Source organism: Paenibacillus sp. P4_A9, from assembly GCF_056402415.1.
Genome location: NZ_JBFUHL010000075.1, coordinates 1 through 19629 on the forward strand (window position 1 = coordinate 1; position 19629 = coordinate 19629).

Consider the following 19629-nt stretch of genomic DNA (forward strand, 5'->3'; position numbering starts at 1 on the left):
GGGTTATGCCGAACAGAGCATATGTTTTTCTCACCCGCTCGTCTGCCTGTCGTTCAACGAATGATTTTGGCGGAAGATAAGCAGGAACGGTTGAAGGCACTTTCGCAGCTACTTCCTATGCAGCAGTCCGATTTTGAAGGAATGTTCGAGGAAATGGAGGGGCTACCAGTGACGATTAGGTTACTTGATCCTCCCCTGCATGAGTTTCTGCCTAACCTCGAAGAGCTTCAAAAACGACATGCTCAGCTGATTTATGAGAAAGATGGCTCAGACGAGGAAAGAGAAGAGGTCGTTAACCTATTGCGCAAGGTGCAAGCTCTCCACGAAACGAACCCTATGCTAGGACAGCGGGGCTGTAGACTTGGGATCGTATTTCCGGAAATTTATGATATGCAGATTGAGGCCATTTTCCGTGCAGCTTCAAGATGTATCGATAGAGGCATCCAAGTTCTTCCCGAAATTATGATTCCACTCGTTGGCCACGCCAATGAGCTGAAAATTTTGAGAGGACTTGTTGAGTTCGTTGCTCAGCAAGTCCTGGGAATAGACAAACTTCGTGATTGTCCGTACAAGGTTGGAACCATGATAGAGGTACCACGTGCAGCTCTTACAGCACGCCAGATTGTAGCTCATGCTGATTTCTTCTCATTTGGCACGAATGATTTAACGCAAATGACGTTCGGATACAGCCGTGATGATGCGGAAGGGAAATTCCTTACCCATTATGTTGATCAGAAGCTTCTGCCGCATAATCCGTTTCAAGTGCTCGATACGGAAGGAGTCGGACAATTAGTTGAGTTGGCTGTGAATACAGGGCGGCTCGTTAAACCGTCTTTAAAAACGGGGATTTGCGGGGAACATGGCGGAGATAAAGAGTCGATTTTCTTTTGCCACTCGATCGGATTGGACTATGTGAGCTGTTCGCCATACCGAATTCCTTTGGCTCGAATTGCCGCAGCGCAAGCGTTTATCCTACACGGCGTTAGTGAAAAAAGTAACATAGCTATAGCGAATTAGGAGGAATTCAGGGGTGGAGGAGAAAGTCCGTACGATCTTGGTTTGTTCGGATTCGATTGGGGAAACGGCAAAAGGATCATTACCAGCTAAATCCAGAGTATAGTATAAATACAAACCGGGACGGAGCAGAGAATTAATTCTGCTTCGTCCCGGTTTTGTTTACCACATTAGAAAGTATAAGTTTTCGGTTCCCGAAAATATCTTTCTAATTGGCGATAAAAACAACCATTTATAGGGATCTTTGGTCGGAGACCAAAGTCTCTCCGCTAAAACGCGGTCGCTCATCCTCGAATGACTCCGATAGAAGTTTTTCTCAGTATTTGAGAATTGTATTGACAATATGTTACTACAAAAAATATACTATTAGAATAATGTTATTACAAAACAAGCTTATTTGGAGGGGTTGGCGGAAAGGTTATTACATAATTGAAAGCGTTTAACCAAAAATGACAACTTGCAAGTTATTCGAAAAGGGGGCAGTAACATGTACAAGAATTTCAAACGTAAATTAGCTGTACTTGTGACATCGTCATTAGTGTTAACGTCAGTTTCGATGATTCCTCAAATTTCTACGGCAGCACCATCAAATGAAGAAATCCCGTCATGGGCTGCTAAAGAGATTGCTTATTGGGTGGATGCGGGACTTCTACAAGGTAAGTTAGATGGGATGATTCATCCAGATGACGTTGTAACTAAAGCCGAATTTGTTACATTATTAAACCGAGTATTTAATTTCTCCAAAAAGAGCAGCCAAACATTTAGTGATGTGCCTGCTGATGCTTGGTATGCAACCGAAATGTCCAAGGCTTTCGCTGCGAATATTTTGGATGGGAATGGGGATGGGACAGCAGGGCCATCTGAAACGATGACCAGAGAAAAAGCAGCAGTTGTTATAAGCAAAGCTTTTTCCGTCAAAAACTCCGCGAACTCGTCTTCAAGCTTTACGGATGAAAAACAAATTTCATCTTGGGCTCAAAGCTTCGTACATGCATTGAAAGATTCAGGCTATGTTTCTGGATTTCCAGATGGAAGTTTCAAGCCTGATAAAACACTGACTCGCGCGGAAGCGATTAAAATGATCAACAATGTGATGGGAATATTAGTGTCTGATGCTGCAACGCATGATCAAGTAACTGGTAAAAATTTATTGGTGAATACGGCTGGCAGCGTGCTGTCGAATGTAAAGCTTTCTGGTGATCTGTATATTACTCCGGGTGTTGGTGAGGGGAATGTAACGATCACAAATTCTCAAATTGACGGGACGGTCTATGTGCAGGGAGGCGGTCTGCATACGGTTACTTTCGAAGGTAGCAAGATTGGTCAAATCGTCGTAAATAAGCCTGAGGTCAGAGTTCTCTTAAGCGGAAACTCATCCGTAGATAATGTAGTTATTCAACAAGAGTCAGTCCTGGAGTTAGATACTACAGCAACAGTTTCAAATCTTGAAGTAAATGCTCCTGCGGAAATTAGAGGCGAAGGCGAAGTTACGAACGCAACTGTTAATGCAGAGGGCACAACATTTGCAAAAGCTCCGGTAGAAATGATCTTGAATGTTGAGAATGCTACAGTTGCTGGTAAAGTGGTGACGAATAGCGGCACTCCACCAGTAACAGGATCTGGACCAATTAGCGGCCCTGGCGATTCGAATACTACGCCTCCAACGCCTCCAGCGCCTATCGTGGCATACGGAACGTGGGGGGAATCTTTAGCGGATAATTCCGTGCCTCAGAATGTTAAGTCCTACATCACGGAAATTCGCGGCGTTACCAATGAATTGGGAGGCCAGAAAAACATAATTACGGACGATCTGTTCGGAGTGACTCCAAATGTTTTCCCGATCATGCTAGGTGAGAACATAAATACCTCTTATATGGACAGCAATAAGAATCTATGGATCGGGACGAAAACGAACCTGATTTATCGAGACAATGCAACGGGTGCATTTAAAGAGTTTGGTGCGGACGTCTTGGGTTACGGTAACGTCGATATGATTATTTCGGACAAAATGGGCGGTATATGGGCCTTAGTCGGAAGCGCAAAGTACCCGACGACCCTCGACATGCCACCTGTTGACTACTCCGATACGAAAGTAATTCACATCACAAAGTCAGCTGTAAGCAACTAACGGAGAGGAGTTAGATTCGGATGAAGAGGAAAAAATCAGTTAAATCGATATTATCGAAGGTAACATTAACTTCTATGTGTTTGGCCACGGCATTGACGGTTCCTGCCAATGCTTTCGCCGAGCGGAATACGGTTGTTGTTCCAGCCCCTGTCGTTCAACAGCTTGCGGCGCATTATACGAAGCAAGTCAACTATTTCAAAGCGGGAGATACTCGAATTCCTGGCGGAGCGAATAGCAGATATTCTGCAGACTGGATCACGACTGCGAATCACACGTCGCAAAGCGACTTGTCCAACAACCGAGTTCTTCCTTTTGATTTGCCTGATTCCGTGCTAGAGGCAACTGGATTAGGTAGTGAAGTCAACATGGCATTCAAAGATGGGGATGGGGTATATTGGGCTGTCGTTAATCCGAAGGGTCTGGTGAGAATCGACTTCGGCGCTTCCGATGCTAACGACGTATTCCAATATTTATCGGGAAGCCGTTACATTTTTGATGCTACCAGCGACGCTAAAAATTTGATCACGGGTATCATGCCCGACGGTAATCATGGGATCTGGATTAAAAATAGCGAAGGCGCTACCCACGTGAAGTTCGTGCTGCAAACATTAGCGGAGCAAGCAGCGAACATGGAGTACACACGGGGCTTGTTCGACAGTCAAGGCGCGATCGGCGACCAAAGCGGCTTAACCCTGGATTATGGCAATGATACTTCGGACAACGGGCCAGGCTATATATCTACATTACCGACTAGCCCGCTATTCGGCGGAAAGAATTATTTCCAAGACTTTTCAGGCAGAACGTATGGGGAAACACTTAGACCGACAAATAACTTTGCTTATTGGTCCGGATTCAACAGCATTGGCGAAGGGGCAAGATACGACTATTTAGCCAATTTGCCGAAACCAACGAACAACGAAATTATGGCGAAGCAAGAAGCTCGCTCTAACATCATTCGTACGGTATCTATGGCGATGCTGCTTACGAAGATCAATGGGCTTAACAACGGTTCTCCGGCAAGAAGCTTTAATGAAATTGGTGTTACCAACTTCAATTCTAGCCGAAATGTATACAACTTTGCTAAAGCGCCTGAGAATACTGATAAATCTAAAATTCAAGTCGGAGACGTGTTTACCTATGGTCGTGGGTCTGACTTGGATAAAAAGGAAGATCCAATCCAGTGGTATCCGTACACAAGGTTCTTCGGGGACGGATTGCCGGTTCACACGTACAATCCAGATCTTTCGGCTAACAAAGGTTTAACGGATCTACAGTCGCCTAATACGGCTACAACGAACGCTTATGTACGGACTAATAATGCACTCGCACCATGGCAAGGGTATAAAGCTGAATCGCTAGGGAATGATGCAGCTAACCCGATCGGCAAGATTTTGGGACCTAACGGCCCATATCCGACGATTGCCAAGAGTGCGCATGCTTCCGCAGGGATCACCACTTATGCTGACAAAAGCTTCAGCTCTGTAACAAGCACGCAAGCTGCAGAGTGGAACTATAAATACCAAGTCACTCAGAACGTAAGTGATCGATATCCGGATCTCATGGCGATGATCGTTTCTCCAGACCCAGTGAATCCAACGCGCCCAACCTATGGCGGCATTAGCGATTTAGCGCTGGGTAGACTTATTACGGCAGGCACAGGCGCCGGCTTAGGCCTTCAAGTCTACAACAATCCTTCTTCCGAGGAGCCTGTTGGCGATTTCGCTCAATACTTCACGCTTTATCACTACATTTTGAAACCGGAGCTCGCTAATCCGAATACGCCTGCGAACATTAGAGAGCAAGACGAAAAACTTCTTGCACTGTTAAGAGATTGCGCGATCGTCGAATTGAACACCATTATCGATAACGGCTATTTGCTCATCGACCCTCACGGTCAAAACTCGTCTTGGGCAAAATGGTCTGCGGACAATTTCAATACGGATCGCGGGACGAACGAGTATTCCAATAACGATGGTATTCAACAAAACATGTTTTTCGCTGACGCACCGTTGAATGCAGCGGAAATAACAATGTTTATGCGAGTCACGATGGAGATTCTCGAGGATGTTAAGGCTGATACGACTGATGTGGCCGTATTGCATGATATGGACCCTTGGGTAACTAGAAACGGCGCAGCGGCTCAAGAGCACAATTATGCCTACTTCTATAACAAATTCGCTGCCGAGTATAACAAAATCTTCGTTGGCACGAACTATGCAATGAACGGATATGTGCTTCCTGCGTTCTCGCCGTTGCATACGGCGTTCGACGAATCAACAGCAGTCGATCTACAAGGAAATTTGGTTCCCAAAGCGGCGATCAGAAACGGTTCCGGCTTCATTTCCTTTATGCAAAACATTAAGGCGTTAAAAGATAAAGAAGCGCAGATGTGGATTAAAGATAATACGTGGTTCATTAAAGCTGCGACAGCAGCAACGAAAGTAAATAAAACTACGTCGGTTTTGATGTATATTGATTCGCTGCCAGCAGCGGAGCGCAATAAATATTATTTGAATTCGATGCTAATTTTCGGCAATCTAGAAGGCTTGTACGGGGATCCGTTAAACGATACAGGCGATGATCTGGAAAAACTCATTAGATTAGCACAGATTCAAATCGATTTCTATGATCAATTAACGAACAAAAATGCAATGAGATTAAGCTTCAATCATAGCGACGCAATGATGATGTTTGAAATCTATTATCCACTAGCGGTCGTCGCCAAAAATGATTCACAATACCCGGCGATTCAAAAGGCTTACGGAAATGTGTACAATCAAGTATTAATTAATTCAGATATTCCTGCTTATACGTATTTGCAAAAAATCATGAATCCGAACGATCCTAACATCGATGAACAAGTTAAGCATGATACTTGGATTCTATCTCGCATTCCTCAATACGGTTACGGAAACATGATAACGAATAACTACGCAAATCGAACTGATTATTTCTACTCCACTGCAGGAGAAGATATGCTTATCGGCGCTGCTCCAGTGTCCAACCGGGTATTGCCGTTGGATGAAAGAGGATCGTTCAAGTATAATTCCGTGCAAACGGAAGATGATAGAAATGCGGAATTCTTAAACGAGCGTGAGCTTATTGACACTCCATTCGCAACTGGCTGGAACGGCGCACAAACCGGCCATGTGAAGAATAATAACTTTGGCTTGCTTTATGATCCGTCTATTTACACGACAGGCTATTGGATCGCGCTCGATAGCGGAATTATTACAGATGCTGCGCCTGTGAATCAAATTCAAGCGCCGTATTCCGTGATGCCGACGTTTAGTGTAACTAGTGTAACCTATGATGTTTACAGCTTCGATGTTAATTCGGGACGTGGATCTACAGGTGCATCGTATGTATCTTCGATCACTGCTACCAATGACGCAGGGTCTCAGGTGCTCATCAAAGGTACTGATTTTACGACTACGTTTACGGCGCCACAGTATTTTGTGAGTAAGAATGGTCTGCTCAAGATTAATCTTGCGCCTACGACAGTCAAAGCGCTTTCGAGCAATGGCACTAAACAAGTAACATTCAAAATCGTACTTGGCGGCGCGAGCGGAGTTATAGGCAATGTAACGATTCTGCCCAAAAGCAATTAGCTGAATTTATGATTCAAGAATAGTTCAGGGCAAAAAACAACAAAAGCGGGACGAAGCAGAGAATTAATTCTGCTTCGTCCCGCTTTTGTTATCTAACTAATAGTTGTCTAACTTTCCTATGGAGGCTATGATAAATAAATAGTTTCTTACTGATAGAATAGGAGGCAGCATAACATGATAAAGGCATGGCGGATTTCATTGGTAAAAGTGTTTGTAGCAATGTGCTTATTGCTTTCGATTTTGATTATCCCGGCACAACCTTCCTATGCGATGTCCTATAGTTATATGACCTTTCCCAAGGGGAATGTAGGAATTCTGAAACCTGAGATCGGAGCTGAAATCCATTTCAGTGAGGGAATGAAGCCGGATAGTTATCAGTTCTTGCTCAATGGACATGAGCAAACAATGACCTACGATCCTGTTTTATCCAAATATATACATGTCCCGTCAACCGATCTCGCGGCAGGCGAGTACAAGGCTCGATTTACAATTTCATTCAGTGGCTATGAGCCGATTTACATGAATTGGGAATTTACAGTACTGCCCAATGCTTCCTCGGTTTCGACCGTTACAACTTTAGAGCAGCAGGAAGGTCTGAGGGCCATCAACGATTATCGGGCCAAACTTGGTCTTCCAGCGGTCAAATTCAGCGACAAGTTGAACACAGCTGCGCAAAAGCATGCGGAATATTTGTACCAAAATAAGATCGATGCTATTAACACATCCGTCTCCTTGCATGATGAAAATCCGTCGTTACCTGGTTATATTGGCAAGACATTGACGGAACGAAAGCAATATATCAGCTATATGCACGGAATTGGTGAGGATGTGGCCTATAATCATTCATCGCTTGTGGAAGCGATCGATGAGCTCTTTGACGCTCCATACCATCGTTCCCCGTTCATGATGGTGGGTCTTTTCGAGGTAGGTGTCTATAAAAAAGGTGATTACCATGTTATTGAATTTGGTTCTGAAGAAGGGAAATCTCCTGATCTAATCGTTTCACCTGGTAGTAATGATTTTTATGTACCAACCCAGTTTGATGGACATGAGCATCCTGATCCAGTGCGTATCCATCCAGCAGCTGAATATCCAGTCGGATATCCAATTATGGCAGCTGTGAACGATATAGATGTCAAAAAGGTCAGCCTCATTGAAGCGGAACTAAAAGACATAAACGGAAATAAAGTCCCAATATGGGTGAACTCCACGGAAAATGATGAGCATTTGGATAATGAAATTATTATCATTCCTGAAAAGCCGCTTCAACTGGACACCACGTACAAGGCAAAGGTGAGTCTTACAGCCACGATGGAGAATGGCTCATCCAAACCTTTCACCAAGGAATGGACATTCCGAACAGAACCCAAAGAGGGACTCGGTGTGTTAAAACTACACAGCGATTCAGCTGCGTACAGTAGTCCAATGTCTATATTAGGTATGAATCGAAAGCATACAGTTACTTTTGGCTTGAATGCGGATTCGTATTACTTGGATTTAATGCCATTTACGATGAAGAAAAAGCCATACATTTCAGATGGAACGTCCTATCTATACATCAGAGATCTTGCGGCGGCTATCGGTGCTTCTGTTGAGTGGGATGATGCTAGTAAGGCAGCTATTTATAAAAAGAAAGACAAGACAATCATCTTTTATACGAATCGAAATGCTTTTGCAATTAATGGTAAAGAATATCCGACGGATTCAGCTGCGAAGTTGATCGATGAAACAACAATGATTCCTGTGCGGTTACTCTCAGAAACGCTAGGTGCAAAGGTCGATTATGTGGAAAGTTCTCGCACTGTCGTCATCAACTTTTAATCGATAAAGAGCTATTCGTATCACAGAGGCTGTCCCTTCGGTCAATAACCGACGGGACAGCCTCTTTTCTTATTATTTTTTATATAAGGATTTGAAACATCGATGCGGTTAAATGGAACAAGACGAAGGATGAAGCATAGCTGGTCATGTATCTAGAAGAAAAATGAAACATAAGCGGAAAAATGGAACATACCCAGGAAGAGCTAAAATGGTTCATGATATGGCAATTTGGTGATGTTCATCACTTTTGCGAGACGCTTATACTTAGGTGGCATTACACAATAATTTGCCGTTTCATATTAATACCTAAGGAGTGTGGCAACTGTGGATCCATTAACAATGCGAGGCATTATTACGGTTTTGAATACTCCGTTTACCATAGAGAACGAGCTGGACGAGACTTCGCTGCGGCGGAATGTCCGTTTGGCGTTGGACGCAGGAGTAGTGGGCATTCTCGTGCCCGGTCTGGCAGCGGAGCTGTATAAACTGACACCAGAGGAAAGGTTGCGTATGACTCAGGTTGTGGTTGAGGAAGCAGGCGGCCGTGTTCCTGTCATCGGTGGAGCAACAGCAGCTTCCCCTGCTGAGAGGTTGAAGTATGCAGAACAATTCATCGGACTAGGGTGTGCTGGAATTCTGGTGAATATTCCGTATCAAGATAACCAGCAATACGAGCGGGATGTAAGGGAGATCGCTGACGTCAATCCTGGTTTTATGATGCTGCAGGACTGGGATCCTTCCGGTTTCGGTGTGCCTGTGCCGCTAATCGCCAAGCTGTTCCGCGAGATTGAGGCGTTCCGCAGCTATAAAATCGAGGTGGTTCCTGCAGGTGTAAAGTACAGTCAGGTATTGGAAGCCACTGGCGGCGGCCTGCATGTTGCGGGTGGATGGGCCGTGACACAGTTCATTGAGGGCTTGGACCGTGGGATTCATGCCTTTATGCCTACAGGCATGCATGAAGTGTATACCGCAATATATCGAATGTATACGGAGGGGAAGAGAGCGGAGGCAGTAAAGTTATTTTATCGGCTACTGCCTGTTTTGGCATTCGCGAACCAGCATCTGGACGTGTCGATCCACTTCTTCAAACGACTCTTACACAAGCAAGGGACTTACAATACCCCGCTCGTGAGAGAGCCGATCTTACCTTTTGACCCATGCCATGAGCGGATTGCGGATGAATTAATTTCCTATGTCTCTCAGTTGACAGATGAGATTAATAAAATGAGGGGCTAGAGGGGGGCTCGAAATCGACATTGTGCAACTGTAATTCATCATTGAAAAAGGAGGCTCCGCTCGATGGAATATCGGACGCCTAAACTCACGTTTGAGAAAATCAAGACGAATACGGTAAAGATCAGAACCAACCTTGTCACAATCAAAAACATGGCAAGGCCAAATGAGCATAAACACGCTGGTTGGAAAGCACCTGAAGCATTTTATGAGCTGGTGGATCAGGTACTCCTGATGAGAAAGCAAGGGAAGCCTGTCATATGGTCGATGGGCGCACATGTGATCAAAAACGGGTTGTCTCGCTATATTATAGAGCTGGTTAAGGAAGGGATTATCACCCACGTTTCGGGAAATGGGGCGACCAGCATTCATGATTTTGAACTGGCCTTCATTGGGGAAACCTCAGAGGACGTCGCTAGTTCAATCGAAGACGGCTCCTTCGGTATGTGGGAAGAAACCGGTCACTATATGAATGATGCGATTCAGCAGGGCGTCGCCAAAGGTCTCGGATATGGTGAAAGTTTATTCGAATATGTATCAGCACATCCGGAACGGTTCCCGCATATTGACGATTGTGTTTTTGTTCAATGCCAGCGCTATGGGGTACCGTACACATGCCATATATCCATCGGAACTGATATTATTCATCAGCATCCGATCGTTGATTTCGAAGCGCTCGGAACTGCGAGCGGAAGAGATTTTGAGACCATGTGCCGATCGGTTAGCCAGATGAACGAAGGCGGCGTATTTCTCAATTTCGGCTCCGCCATCTCCGGCCCTGAAATCTTTCTCAAGGCGTTAAGCCTATCTAGGAATGTTGGACTAAAGATGGATAACATTATGGCTGCGAACTTTGACATCGTACCCGTTACCGGCAGTGAAATTCCAGCGGATTCAGACCCGGATTATTATTACCGACCGCGCCGAGTTTTCATGGACCATTTGAAGGAGATTGGCGGCAGCGGTCACTTGTTTCATGGACTTCATCAGGTAACTATCCCGCATTTTTTTCATGAAATTCTAAAGCGAAAACGGAAAATGGACTTGGATTTGTCTCCAACATACATGGCAAATAATGTAAGTGAAGTTATTCGGCAAAGCGTTCGGCTGTTTCCCATCCAGGAAAGAAGGAGCAAGCTGAGGGTGGAGGAGGTTCAGATTCCGGGGAAGACGGACATACCCGAATGGACATCGGAAGGGCTCGAAGAGTTCGTATCGAGATGGACGCATGCCGCAAGTCAAAGTAAGCATGTTCTTGTGTCACTTGGGGGGAATGTGGTCGGCAGCGGTGTCACCTCCTATTTGAACGATTTAATCCGCATGGGAGCGATTACTCACCTAGCCGTCAATGGGGCCGCATTGTTTCAGGATCTAGAGTTAGCTGCGTTCGGGCATACCGAGGAAATAGAGGATGGCTCACTTGTGACAGGCCGAAGAGGGATGTGGCAGGAACCAGGAGAGATGATTCACAAGGCCTTGACTGAGGGCAGGGAGATGGGTTTGGGCTATGGCGAGAGTGTCATTCGTTACGCGTCGAAGCATGTGGATGATTTCCCTTATTTTTCACAAAGCCTGATGGGGACTTGTATGGCAGCAGAAGTCTCATATACATGCCATATCACAATCGGAACAGATGATATTCAACTCCATCCTGACGGAAACTTTGGGGACCAAGGGCTTGCGAGCGGACTCGATTTTCAAGCTTACTGTCACAGTGTAGCGAATCTCGAAGGGGGCGCATTTATCAATTTCGGTTCGACCGTAACCGGACCTGAAGTGTTCTTGAAAGCCTTATCCATTGCGAGAAATCTAGGGAACGATGTACATCAGATTACAACAGCAAATTTTGATATCGTTCGCTTAGGCAACTATCACAAGAAGGTTGGCTATGAGGAGTGGGATTATTACTATCGTCCGCGAAAAAATATCATTCACAGACCGACAAGCTTGGGAGGCAAAGGGTATCATTTTGAAGGGCTTCATCAAGTAACTATTCCAGTTATTTGGAAAAAAATAAAAAGCTTAAGGGATCCAATTGAGTGATCAGGAGGCTGCTATGATGCAAAATGTTAATGATGATGCATACCGATGTAGGAGTGAGCCGCTCTCTCGCGAAATGTTGAACACCATATTGTCTGACATCTCGAAATTGAAAATCGGAGTCATTGGCGACGCATGTGTTGATATTTATTGGCACGCGGATATGACCAAAAGCGAGCTCTCAAGAGAGACGCCGCATCATTCTTTGCCCATTGTACAGGAAATCTTTTCGCCGGGAGCGGCAGGTAATGTGGCAATCAATCTGAAAGCTCTTGGCTGTCAAGAGGTATCTGTCTGTTCGGTCATTGGCCCAGATTGGCGAGGAAGTATTCTGCGCGATTTGTTTGTGAAGGCAGGGATCAATGATACCTTCATGCTGGTCGATGACAACTGGATTACACCTGCATATTGCAAACCCATTCGATGGGGACTCCAGAACGCGAAGCAAGAAGATGCCAGGATTGATTTCGTTAATATGACTTCCTTGACCGATAGGCAAATGGAAAAACTATTGGAGAAAATCGACCAGATTATGGAGTCTTCCGATGCAGTCGTTGTGAATGACCAATTTAAGTATGGCATTATTGGTCAAGAAGTTCGCAAGAAGTTAACAGAATGGGCACGACGTGGCAAATTAATTGTGGTCGACAGCCGTGACCGAATCGGACTCTTTGAAGAGGTGATTGTCAAGCCAAATGAGGTGGAAAGTTTAAGCTGGCATCGCCCCGGTTACGATTTGGCGGCGTCAGCGTGGAAGGATTGGATTGAAGCAGGTAAGAGACTAGCCCAGAAGAATGGCGCTCCTTGCTGTATGACGCTTGGAGAGCACGGGGCGATTTGGTTTGACCACGCCGAATATATTCACGTTCCAACCATACCAGTTGATTCACCGATTGATATCGTTGGGGCTGGGGATTGCTTTGCCGCTTCATTCCTCTGTGTTCTCGCTTTGGGTTTACAGGGACCTAATGCGATTGCCTTTGCTCATCTCAGTACGGCGGTTGTTTTAAAGAAGCTGGGGATGACCGGAACGGCCAGTCCAGAGGAGATTCTTAACAGGCACGAGGCAATATGTATGAAGACATAGAGATATATGGAATCGGATAGGAGGAATTAGGATGAACACGAAGACAAGACCTGCAATTCGGGCTGTATTGTTCGACTTCGACGGAACACTGTCCACTTTGCGAGCGGGTTGGGAACACATCATGGCTCCATTTATGAAAGAAAGCATCCTTGGACCTCATAGGTTGAATGAGGAGGAGGAGAAACAATTAGAAGCGGAAATTGATGCGTATATTCAGCAGTCAGCCGGTATCCAAACTGTACTTCAAATGGAATGGCTTACTGAGCAAGTACGGAACAAAGGTTGGAATCAAACCGGTTGGAATGCCTGGGATTTCAAAGCCGAATATAACCGTCGGCTGCTTGAGCAGGTGAATGATCGCATTCGTAAGCTAGAACAAGGCGAGTTGAGTGCAGACCATTTTTTGATGAAAGGGGCAATCCATTTTCTAATTGAGCTCCAGAGCCGACAAATTGAGATGTACGTAGCAAGCGGGACCGATCATCCTGATGTCCTCCATGAGGCGGAAGTGCTTGGAGTTCGTCAATTTTTCAAAGAAATAGCAGGGGCTCCTGTCGGCCGGTCTGACTGCTCCAAAGAAAAGGTGATCAAGGATTTGTTGGAAGTGAAAGGATTCGCGGGAGGCGAGTTGGCTGTAATCGGCGATGGGAAGGTGGAAATTCGGTTAGGCAAAGAGAAAGATGCACTGACTATTGGATTGGCCAGCGATGAGTATAAACGCGAAGGCATCGATCCGATTAAAGAGGAACGGCTATTGAAGGCGGGAGCCGATCATATCGCAGGTGATTATTTGGATCTTAGTCATTGGTCAATGTGGCTGGGATGGTAATTGAATCAAGGTGATATTTTCTGAACAGGCTAATTACAAAATACGGGAGGCACGATTATGATTCTAGGCGATATCCGTCATTATGCAGAAGAAAGGCACTTATATCCTTCTTATATCCAAAAAGGAATCGACGCTATTATTAACGGCAATCTGAGCGAAGCGGAAAATGGGAAGTACGAGCTGGACGGTGAATGGATGTTTGCAATGGTTCAAGAGACGAACACGAGACCGCCTTCAAGCTTTAAACCGGAATCCCACAAACTTTACACTGATATTCAGTTTCTAGTATCGGGGGAAGAAAAAATAGGAGTTTCTCGCTTGTCCCCTAAACATGAAGTTATAGAAGAAAAGTTTGATTTACAAGACATTGCGTTTTACGACTTTAGCGTCGAGGACGAATCTGTGATTTATTTAAAACCCGGCATGTTTGCCGTTTTCTACCCTACGGATGTTCATCGTCCTTGTTGCTGCGCAGCAGAGAGTACCAGCATTAAGAAAATCGTGATCAAGATACACCAAAGATATTGGAATGATTCCTCCAGATCGTCTTAGCGTGATTATATCGGGGAATAGGACTATTTGCATCATAGCGGAGAAATGAATCAAGCTCCGAAAAGCGGAAAAACGGTGCCATAAAACACCAATTTGGCTATTCTAATGCTCTAAAAAGGTGTGCTAATATCCTCGTGTAAGGCAAACTGCTTACATGAGGATGTATTCGCTGAAATCAAACTAGGGGAATATATGAATTGAATTTACTGACTGATATGTAAGCGTATACACAGTCGAGTTGAATTAATAGAATTTTTGATACAGACCTTTTTCGGTGTTGCGTCAAAGTTCTTTTAAGATAAAGAAATGAAAGGAAAGGGGAAAGTAAAAGAAAAGTAAAAGAAAAGAAAAAGAAAAGAAAAGAAAACAAGCATTAAAAGGGTAGTTTTTTAACAATATGAAAGGACGTGACCCAGTTTGAAGAAGATGAAACGTTTAAGCCTCTTATTATCTCTAAGTTTAGCTTTTAGTATGTTTGGTTCTGTAGTTGGTTCTGTAGTTGCGGATTCAGCAGCGCCAGAAGGCATTTCCCATTCTAGAATGATGCCCGTCGACACGCTTGCCAATCACGGTTCTACTATGGTAGAACTGCCAGATGGTACACTCTTCTCTGTATGGTTTAACGGAAATGGCGAAAGGGATGGGAATTTAACCAAACTGATCGGTTCTCGCTCGAAAGATGGCGGTAAAACTTGGACAGAACCATTTGTTGTTTATGATACTTGGGATTTCCCAGATAACAACCCGGTTCTCTTTGTAGATAGTCAAGAAAGACTATGGTTGTTCTATGGCGTAATTTACAATGGACAATGGGTATCTACTCAAACTAAGTTTATGTATGCCGATAAGGGCAGCTACGAGTATGACGCTCACAATGGCGGAAATGCGAAGTGGCACTATCCACAGCCAATCTACACCAATGTTGGAGATGGCATGGTTGGCGAAGGTAAGTTCACAAGTGGACAATGGACCTATGGCGTCAAGGGCGCTGATATTAAGTATATAAAACCAGGTTCAGTGGGTACATCAGTGACTCAAGCGACTTATCTAGACCCGTCAAAGTATGTACCAGTAACTTCAAAGTTTGACGCTTCTCCGCGTTATATTACAGACAGCTTTGTTGTCTCGATGAGAAATAAATATGATCAGTACGTTTCATATTTGAATTCTGCAAAGCCTTACGATGATGTATATGAAGGTAGAACAGCTGAAGTCGTCAATTTGCTTACCAATGGAGTCTTTACTCCGAATGGTACTGGTGGTTATACCAAATATGAGCCGCCAATTATTAAAAATTCAATTGAACGTGCTTCAGGTGCAGATAATAACGTAAATACATGGGGACCCATTTTCCGCAGACTTGGATGGCAAACCAAAAATAAACCGATTGAAGTAACACTTGCAGATGGCGTAACCAAAAGATTAATTTTGCCGTTATATTCGGATTCGTTGTCAAATTCAGTTTGCGCGTATACCGACGATCGCGGCATCACTTGGAAATTTAGTGACGCTATTGTAGGATCGGGTACGATTCAAGGCTCGTTGATTGAAATGAGTAATGGCACGATTCGCGGTTACTTTAGAAGCGGTAAGTTAGACGGCAGAAACGGACGTATGGCATGGCACACAACATACTCTGAGTCCTCCGATAAAGGAGCAACATGGAGTGTTCCGAAAGTCGATCCTATTCTGAAGAACGATGGCGGCTTTGAACTTTCCAAGCTTCCAAATGGCGACTGGTTGATAGCTACGAATCAAGAAACCGCTCGCGGTGCAGTTAAGCCTATGCAAGACGGTAATAGAAGTTCTTTCAGTTTATTGATTTCTTCTGATGAGGGATTGCATTGGAAGCCGATTATGATTAAGGATGGCATGAACAATGGTGAGACCTATGAATATCCATCGGTTGTTGTTGATAAAGCTGGGAACGCTTTGATGAACTACACCTATAAAACACCATCTGGCCCAACGATTGGCTTCTCTAAAATAGCAAGCACCGAGATTGGGACGTTATTTAGTTCTGTTACGACAGCAACATACGGCGCTGGACTTACACCGACTAATGACAGCGTTACAGGGTTGCCGACAATTGTACTGAACGTAGGAGGAACTACGCCACTCAAGTACAACCTAACAATAGGCGGAGTATCGTCCGATGTAGCAATCAATACACTTACATTGACTTCAGATTTGGCTTCTGTAGCAACAATTAACTCCACGACCGGGGTCGTGACTGCACTTAAAGCAGGAACTGCAATGATAACTGCTGTAAGCAACCAATACGGAACAATTTATAAATGCATCATTAAAGTTAACTAAGTTACCCATTGAAAGGAGTAATGTAGATGAAAAGGAAATTCAAGTTACTAACTACACTGACTGTTTGTGCGGCGATCTCGGTAACAAGCATAGTTCCTGCTGCCTTGGCTGCTCCTACGGGAACATTTAGCTATTCTGATACAGCTGTAAGTATTTTCAATCCAATCAAGGATAATGGTAACACAGGAGACCACATACACGGGTCCAGCATTGTAGAATTGCCAAGCGGAGAGTTGTTATGTGTATGGTTTCAGGGAAATGGTGAACGAGATGCGACTACGACTCGAATTATGGGAGCGCGGTCAGCGGATGGTGGCACAACGTGGACGACACCGTTCGTAATGACCGATGCACAAGATATTGCTGATATTAATCCTGTCGTATACGTTGATTCCGGCGACCGTCTCTGGTTTTTCTGGTATCCCGTATTGGCAGGCAGATGGCAAACTTCCCAACCTAGATATGCTTATGCCGAAAAAGGCAGCTATGAGTTTGATAAGGTTGGCAACAAAGTGCCAAATTGGACATTTTCTGAAAATGTTGGGATTAAACTCGGTAAAAACATTGGCGGTACAGTCAATCCAGACAGTCCAGACGATAATATAAGTCTATCGCTCGATGATAGATCTGGGGTACCATTAGCTAGTAGACCTTCTTGGGCCACAGCACCTGTTGTAGCGCGCCCAGAGTTGGCAAAAGGTTTCGTGAATACGATAAAAGCCAAGCTTGCTGAGCAAAAAGAGTATTTGTTTAAACCAGTTGCAGTTGGCGGAGCAGGTTTGAGCCGGAAAGCAAATGAAGCTGAATTTGATGGTCTAGTCGCGCAGACTATGCAGCTTATTGGCGGCGACCCAACTAAATATCTGTACGCTCCGACCGTAGCGGACGTCATTTATCAAGATCGTTCAGGTTACCCGTATGCCCGTCGAATCGGCTGGCAAACCAAAGATAAGCCGTTTGAGGTAGCTCTTGGCAACGGCAAAGTTCGTTTAATTCTGCCCCTGTATTCAGATATGCTGGAAATGAGCATTATGGCATTTACAGAGTATGATCCTTCCAAACCTCTTAAGGAAAACTCGGTTCGTTGGGAGATGAGTGAGCCTATTGTAGGGGTAGCCAACATTCAGGCCACGATGGCACAAAAGAATGACGGAACGATTGTAGCTTATATGCGTGACAACGGTCCAAGACCTTATCGTGTGGTGGCTTCCGAGTCCAAAGACAAAGGATTGACATGGTCAACGGTCAAGGACGTTCCTGAAGTGCAGGATCCGGGTGTAGGGCACGATCTTCTGCAGCTTAAGAGCGGTCATTGGGCATTTGTTCACGTAGATACGGAATCGGGCCGAAACACGTTGGCTGTCGCTCTTTCAGACGATGAAGGGAAAACGTGGAAATATAGAAGGCATCTTGTGATGGATACAAGAAGCAGTACGGGAAGCTACCATTACCCTGCTATAACTCAAGCAGATAATGGGGATATCCTGATCAGCTTCAGCCGATTCTTCTCGTCTCTTGATAAGGATGCCAATAATCAATCCTTGTCTAGCTATAAAAATATTGCCTTCTCCAGAATTACCGAGGACTGGATTAAGCAAGGTGATACTGAAAACATAATCAGAGAATATGAAAGCATCGATCGTGAAATTGCAGTTCCTGCATCATTCAATATCAATACAGCAAGTGATAGCGAAATTAAAGCTCTATTTCCTTCAACAATTAAAGCGTATACCTCCTATAAACCTGGGGCGGCGAACGGTGTACTTCCTTCAGTAGATTTGCCAGTGAATTGGGATGTTGCAACTATTAAAGCGAATTATAAACTTAATTCTTTAATTACCAACCTTACCGGCGTTATTGATGAGACAAAGCTTCCGCAGGGTGTAACAAGCGGTATGTTGCCGAACTTCAAAGCACCATTGAGAGTATATCTCTATAATGATCCAAGCTCTGTGGTCTTGACTGGCCCTAGCTCTGTAAGATCTACGGAGAGCGTAGCATTGCAATTCGGGGTAACAGGCGTTCAACACGTAGCTGCACAAGATGTTGTTATCAAGTACGACAAAACGAAGTTTACTTTTGGCAGTGCAACTTCCACTTCCTTAGATGGAAGCACAACGGTTGATGTTTCAGATGATGCAACAACAGGCACATTGCATATGGTTGTCGTTCACCCAGGTGCGACAAATGCACTTGATGGAAATCATCCAGCACTTATTAAAGTGAACTTTATGCCAGTTGCGAACGCAACAGGAATTGGCAGCATCAGCGTACAACAAGATATCCTTTCGGATGGAAACGGTATTAGATTGAATGCTGCTGTAACAGGCGCAGAAGTAAATGTTGCTATCATTAATGCAACTGCTTTAACGACAGCGATTTCTGCTGCTCAGACGAAACTCGCGAATGCGACAGCAGGTACTGCAATCGGTGATTATCCAGCTAGGGCAATCGATGCGCTGCAAACAGCTTTGAACGCTGCTAAAGTGGTCGCAGCTGATTCGGGCGCGACAGAATCGCAATTGAACAACGCAGCCACAGCTCTCAACTCGGCAATTACTGTATTTGACGGATTCGTCATTACGAGTCAAACCGGTGATCTGGATGGCCTAAACGGGATTGACATCAGTGATATTGGTATAATTGCAGGTCACTATGGGTTGAAGTCCACAGATAGTGGATGGAACGTGAAATGGGATTTGGACGGTAACGGTGAAGTAGGGCTGTACGAACTAGCCTTTGTTGTTAGACGTTTGTTGAACCGATAATTATTCAAGCAAGAAAGGAGGAGGGCATGAGTCCTCTTCCTATCTTCCTACAAAAAGAGGTGCTGTCATCGTGAAACGGGTTACGATTTTAAGTTGGGCGCTATTATGTTGCATCATCTTGTCCTGTCAAGGAACTAAGGTACATGCCAGTGAGTCAGCGGCATTCCACTTGACAAAAAATGTAGACCAAATAGGCATAGATGAGAGTGTTGCAATAACTGTACAGG

The 19629-nt window shown here is 44.7% G+C and carries 11 protein-coding genes; all 11 read left to right on the top strand.

From position 1 onward, the window contains the following. Nucleotides 1-1017: putative PEP-binding protein (locus tag AC1DVJ_RS26600; RefSeq protein WP_477595095.1), on the top strand; the 1017-nt coding region annotated here is incomplete at its 5' end. 484 nt (nucleotides 1018-1501) lie between these two features. After that, complete coding sequence (locus tag AC1DVJ_RS26605; RefSeq protein WP_477595097.1) at nucleotides 1502-3142, top strand: S-layer homology domain-containing protein; 1641 nt, start codon at nucleotides 1502-1504, stop codon at nucleotides 3140-3142. Nucleotides 3143-3162: 20 nt separating this feature from the next. Then, entirely contained in the window at nucleotides 3163-6753 is a 3591-nt protein-coding gene (locus AC1DVJ_RS26610; RefSeq protein ID WP_477595099.1) for a hypothetical protein, read from the top strand. Nucleotides 6754-6927: 174 nt separating this feature from the next. After that, entirely contained in the window at nucleotides 6928-8574 is a 1647-nt protein-coding gene (locus AC1DVJ_RS26615; protein WP_477595101.1) for a stalk domain-containing protein, read from the top strand. A 324-nt stretch (nucleotides 8575-8898) separates the two neighbouring features. Further along, the gene (locus AC1DVJ_RS26620; protein ID WP_477595103.1) at nucleotides 8899-9810 is read left to right on the top strand and encodes a dihydrodipicolinate synthase family protein; all 912 of its coding nucleotides are present in this window, start codon (nucleotides 8899-8901) and stop codon (nucleotides 9808-9810) included. 63 nt (nucleotides 9811-9873) lie between these two features. Then, nucleotides 9874-11850, top strand: a complete 1977-nt coding sequence (locus AC1DVJ_RS26625) for a GSU2086 family protein (protein WP_477595105.1) — start codon at nucleotides 9874-9876, stop codon at nucleotides 11848-11850. Nucleotides 11851-11866: 16 nt separating this feature from the next. Further along, on the top strand, nucleotides 11867-12934 hold the full coding sequence (locus AC1DVJ_RS26630) for a bifunctional heptose 7-phosphate kinase/heptose 1-phosphate adenyltransferase (protein ID WP_477595107.1): 1068 nt from the start codon (nucleotides 11867-11869) through the stop codon (nucleotides 12932-12934). Nucleotides 12935-12965: 31 nt separating this feature from the next. Continuing rightward, complete coding sequence (locus AC1DVJ_RS26635) at nucleotides 12966-13763, top strand: HAD family hydrolase (protein WP_477595109.1); 798 nt, start codon at nucleotides 12966-12968, stop codon at nucleotides 13761-13763. A gap of 57 nt (nucleotides 13764-13820) precedes the next feature. After that, nucleotides 13821-14315, top strand: a complete 495-nt coding sequence (locus AC1DVJ_RS26640) for a NanQ anomerase/TabA/YiaL family protein (RefSeq protein ID WP_477595111.1) — start codon at nucleotides 13821-13823, stop codon at nucleotides 14313-14315. A gap of 426 nt (nucleotides 14316-14741) precedes the next feature. Next, nucleotides 14742-16634 carry an exo-alpha-sialidase gene (locus tag AC1DVJ_RS26645; RefSeq protein ID WP_477595113.1) on the top strand — a complete coding sequence of 631 codons (1893 nt, stop codon included), beginning with the start codon at nucleotides 14742-14744 and terminating at the stop codon, nucleotides 16632-16634. Between the two features lie 26 nt (nucleotides 16635-16660). After that, the gene (locus AC1DVJ_RS26650) at nucleotides 16661-19402 is read left to right on the top strand and encodes an exo-alpha-sialidase (protein ID WP_477595115.1); all 2742 of its coding nucleotides are present in this window, start codon (nucleotides 16661-16663) and stop codon (nucleotides 19400-19402) included. Nucleotides 19403-19629 lie beyond the last annotated feature (227 nt).

Excerpts from the sequence above, each read along its gene's own strand:
- AC1DVJ_RS26630 (WP_477595107.1), top strand. The coding sequence starts at position 11,867 with ATGCAAAATGTTAATGATGATGCATACCGATGTAGGAGTGAGCCGCTC.
- AC1DVJ_RS26605 (WP_477595097.1), top strand. The coding sequence starts at position 1,502 with ATGTACAAGAATTTCAAACGTAAATTAGCTGTACTTGTGACATCGTCA.
- AC1DVJ_RS26635 (WP_477595109.1), top strand. The coding sequence starts at position 12,966 with ATGAACACGAAGACAAGACCTGCAATTCGGGCTGTATTGTTCGACTTC.
- AC1DVJ_RS26610 (WP_477595099.1), top strand. The coding sequence starts at position 3,163 with ATGAAGAGGAAAAAATCAGTTAAATCGATATTATCGAAGGTAACATTA.
- AC1DVJ_RS26650 (WP_477595115.1), top strand. The coding sequence starts at position 16,661 with ATGAAAAGGAAATTCAAGTTACTAACTACACTGACTGTTTGTGCGGCG.
- AC1DVJ_RS26640 (WP_477595111.1), top strand. The coding sequence starts at position 13,821 with ATGATTCTAGGCGATATCCGTCATTATGCAGAAGAAAGGCACTTATAT.
- AC1DVJ_RS26645 (WP_477595113.1), top strand. The coding sequence starts at position 14,742 with ATGAAACGTTTAAGCCTCTTATTATCTCTAAGTTTAGCTTTTAGTATG.
- AC1DVJ_RS26625 (WP_477595105.1), top strand. The coding sequence starts at position 9,874 with ATGGAATATCGGACGCCTAAACTCACGTTTGAGAAAATCAAGACGAAT.
- AC1DVJ_RS26615 (WP_477595101.1), top strand. The coding sequence starts at position 6,928 with ATGATAAAGGCATGGCGGATTTCATTGGTAAAAGTGTTTGTAGCAATG.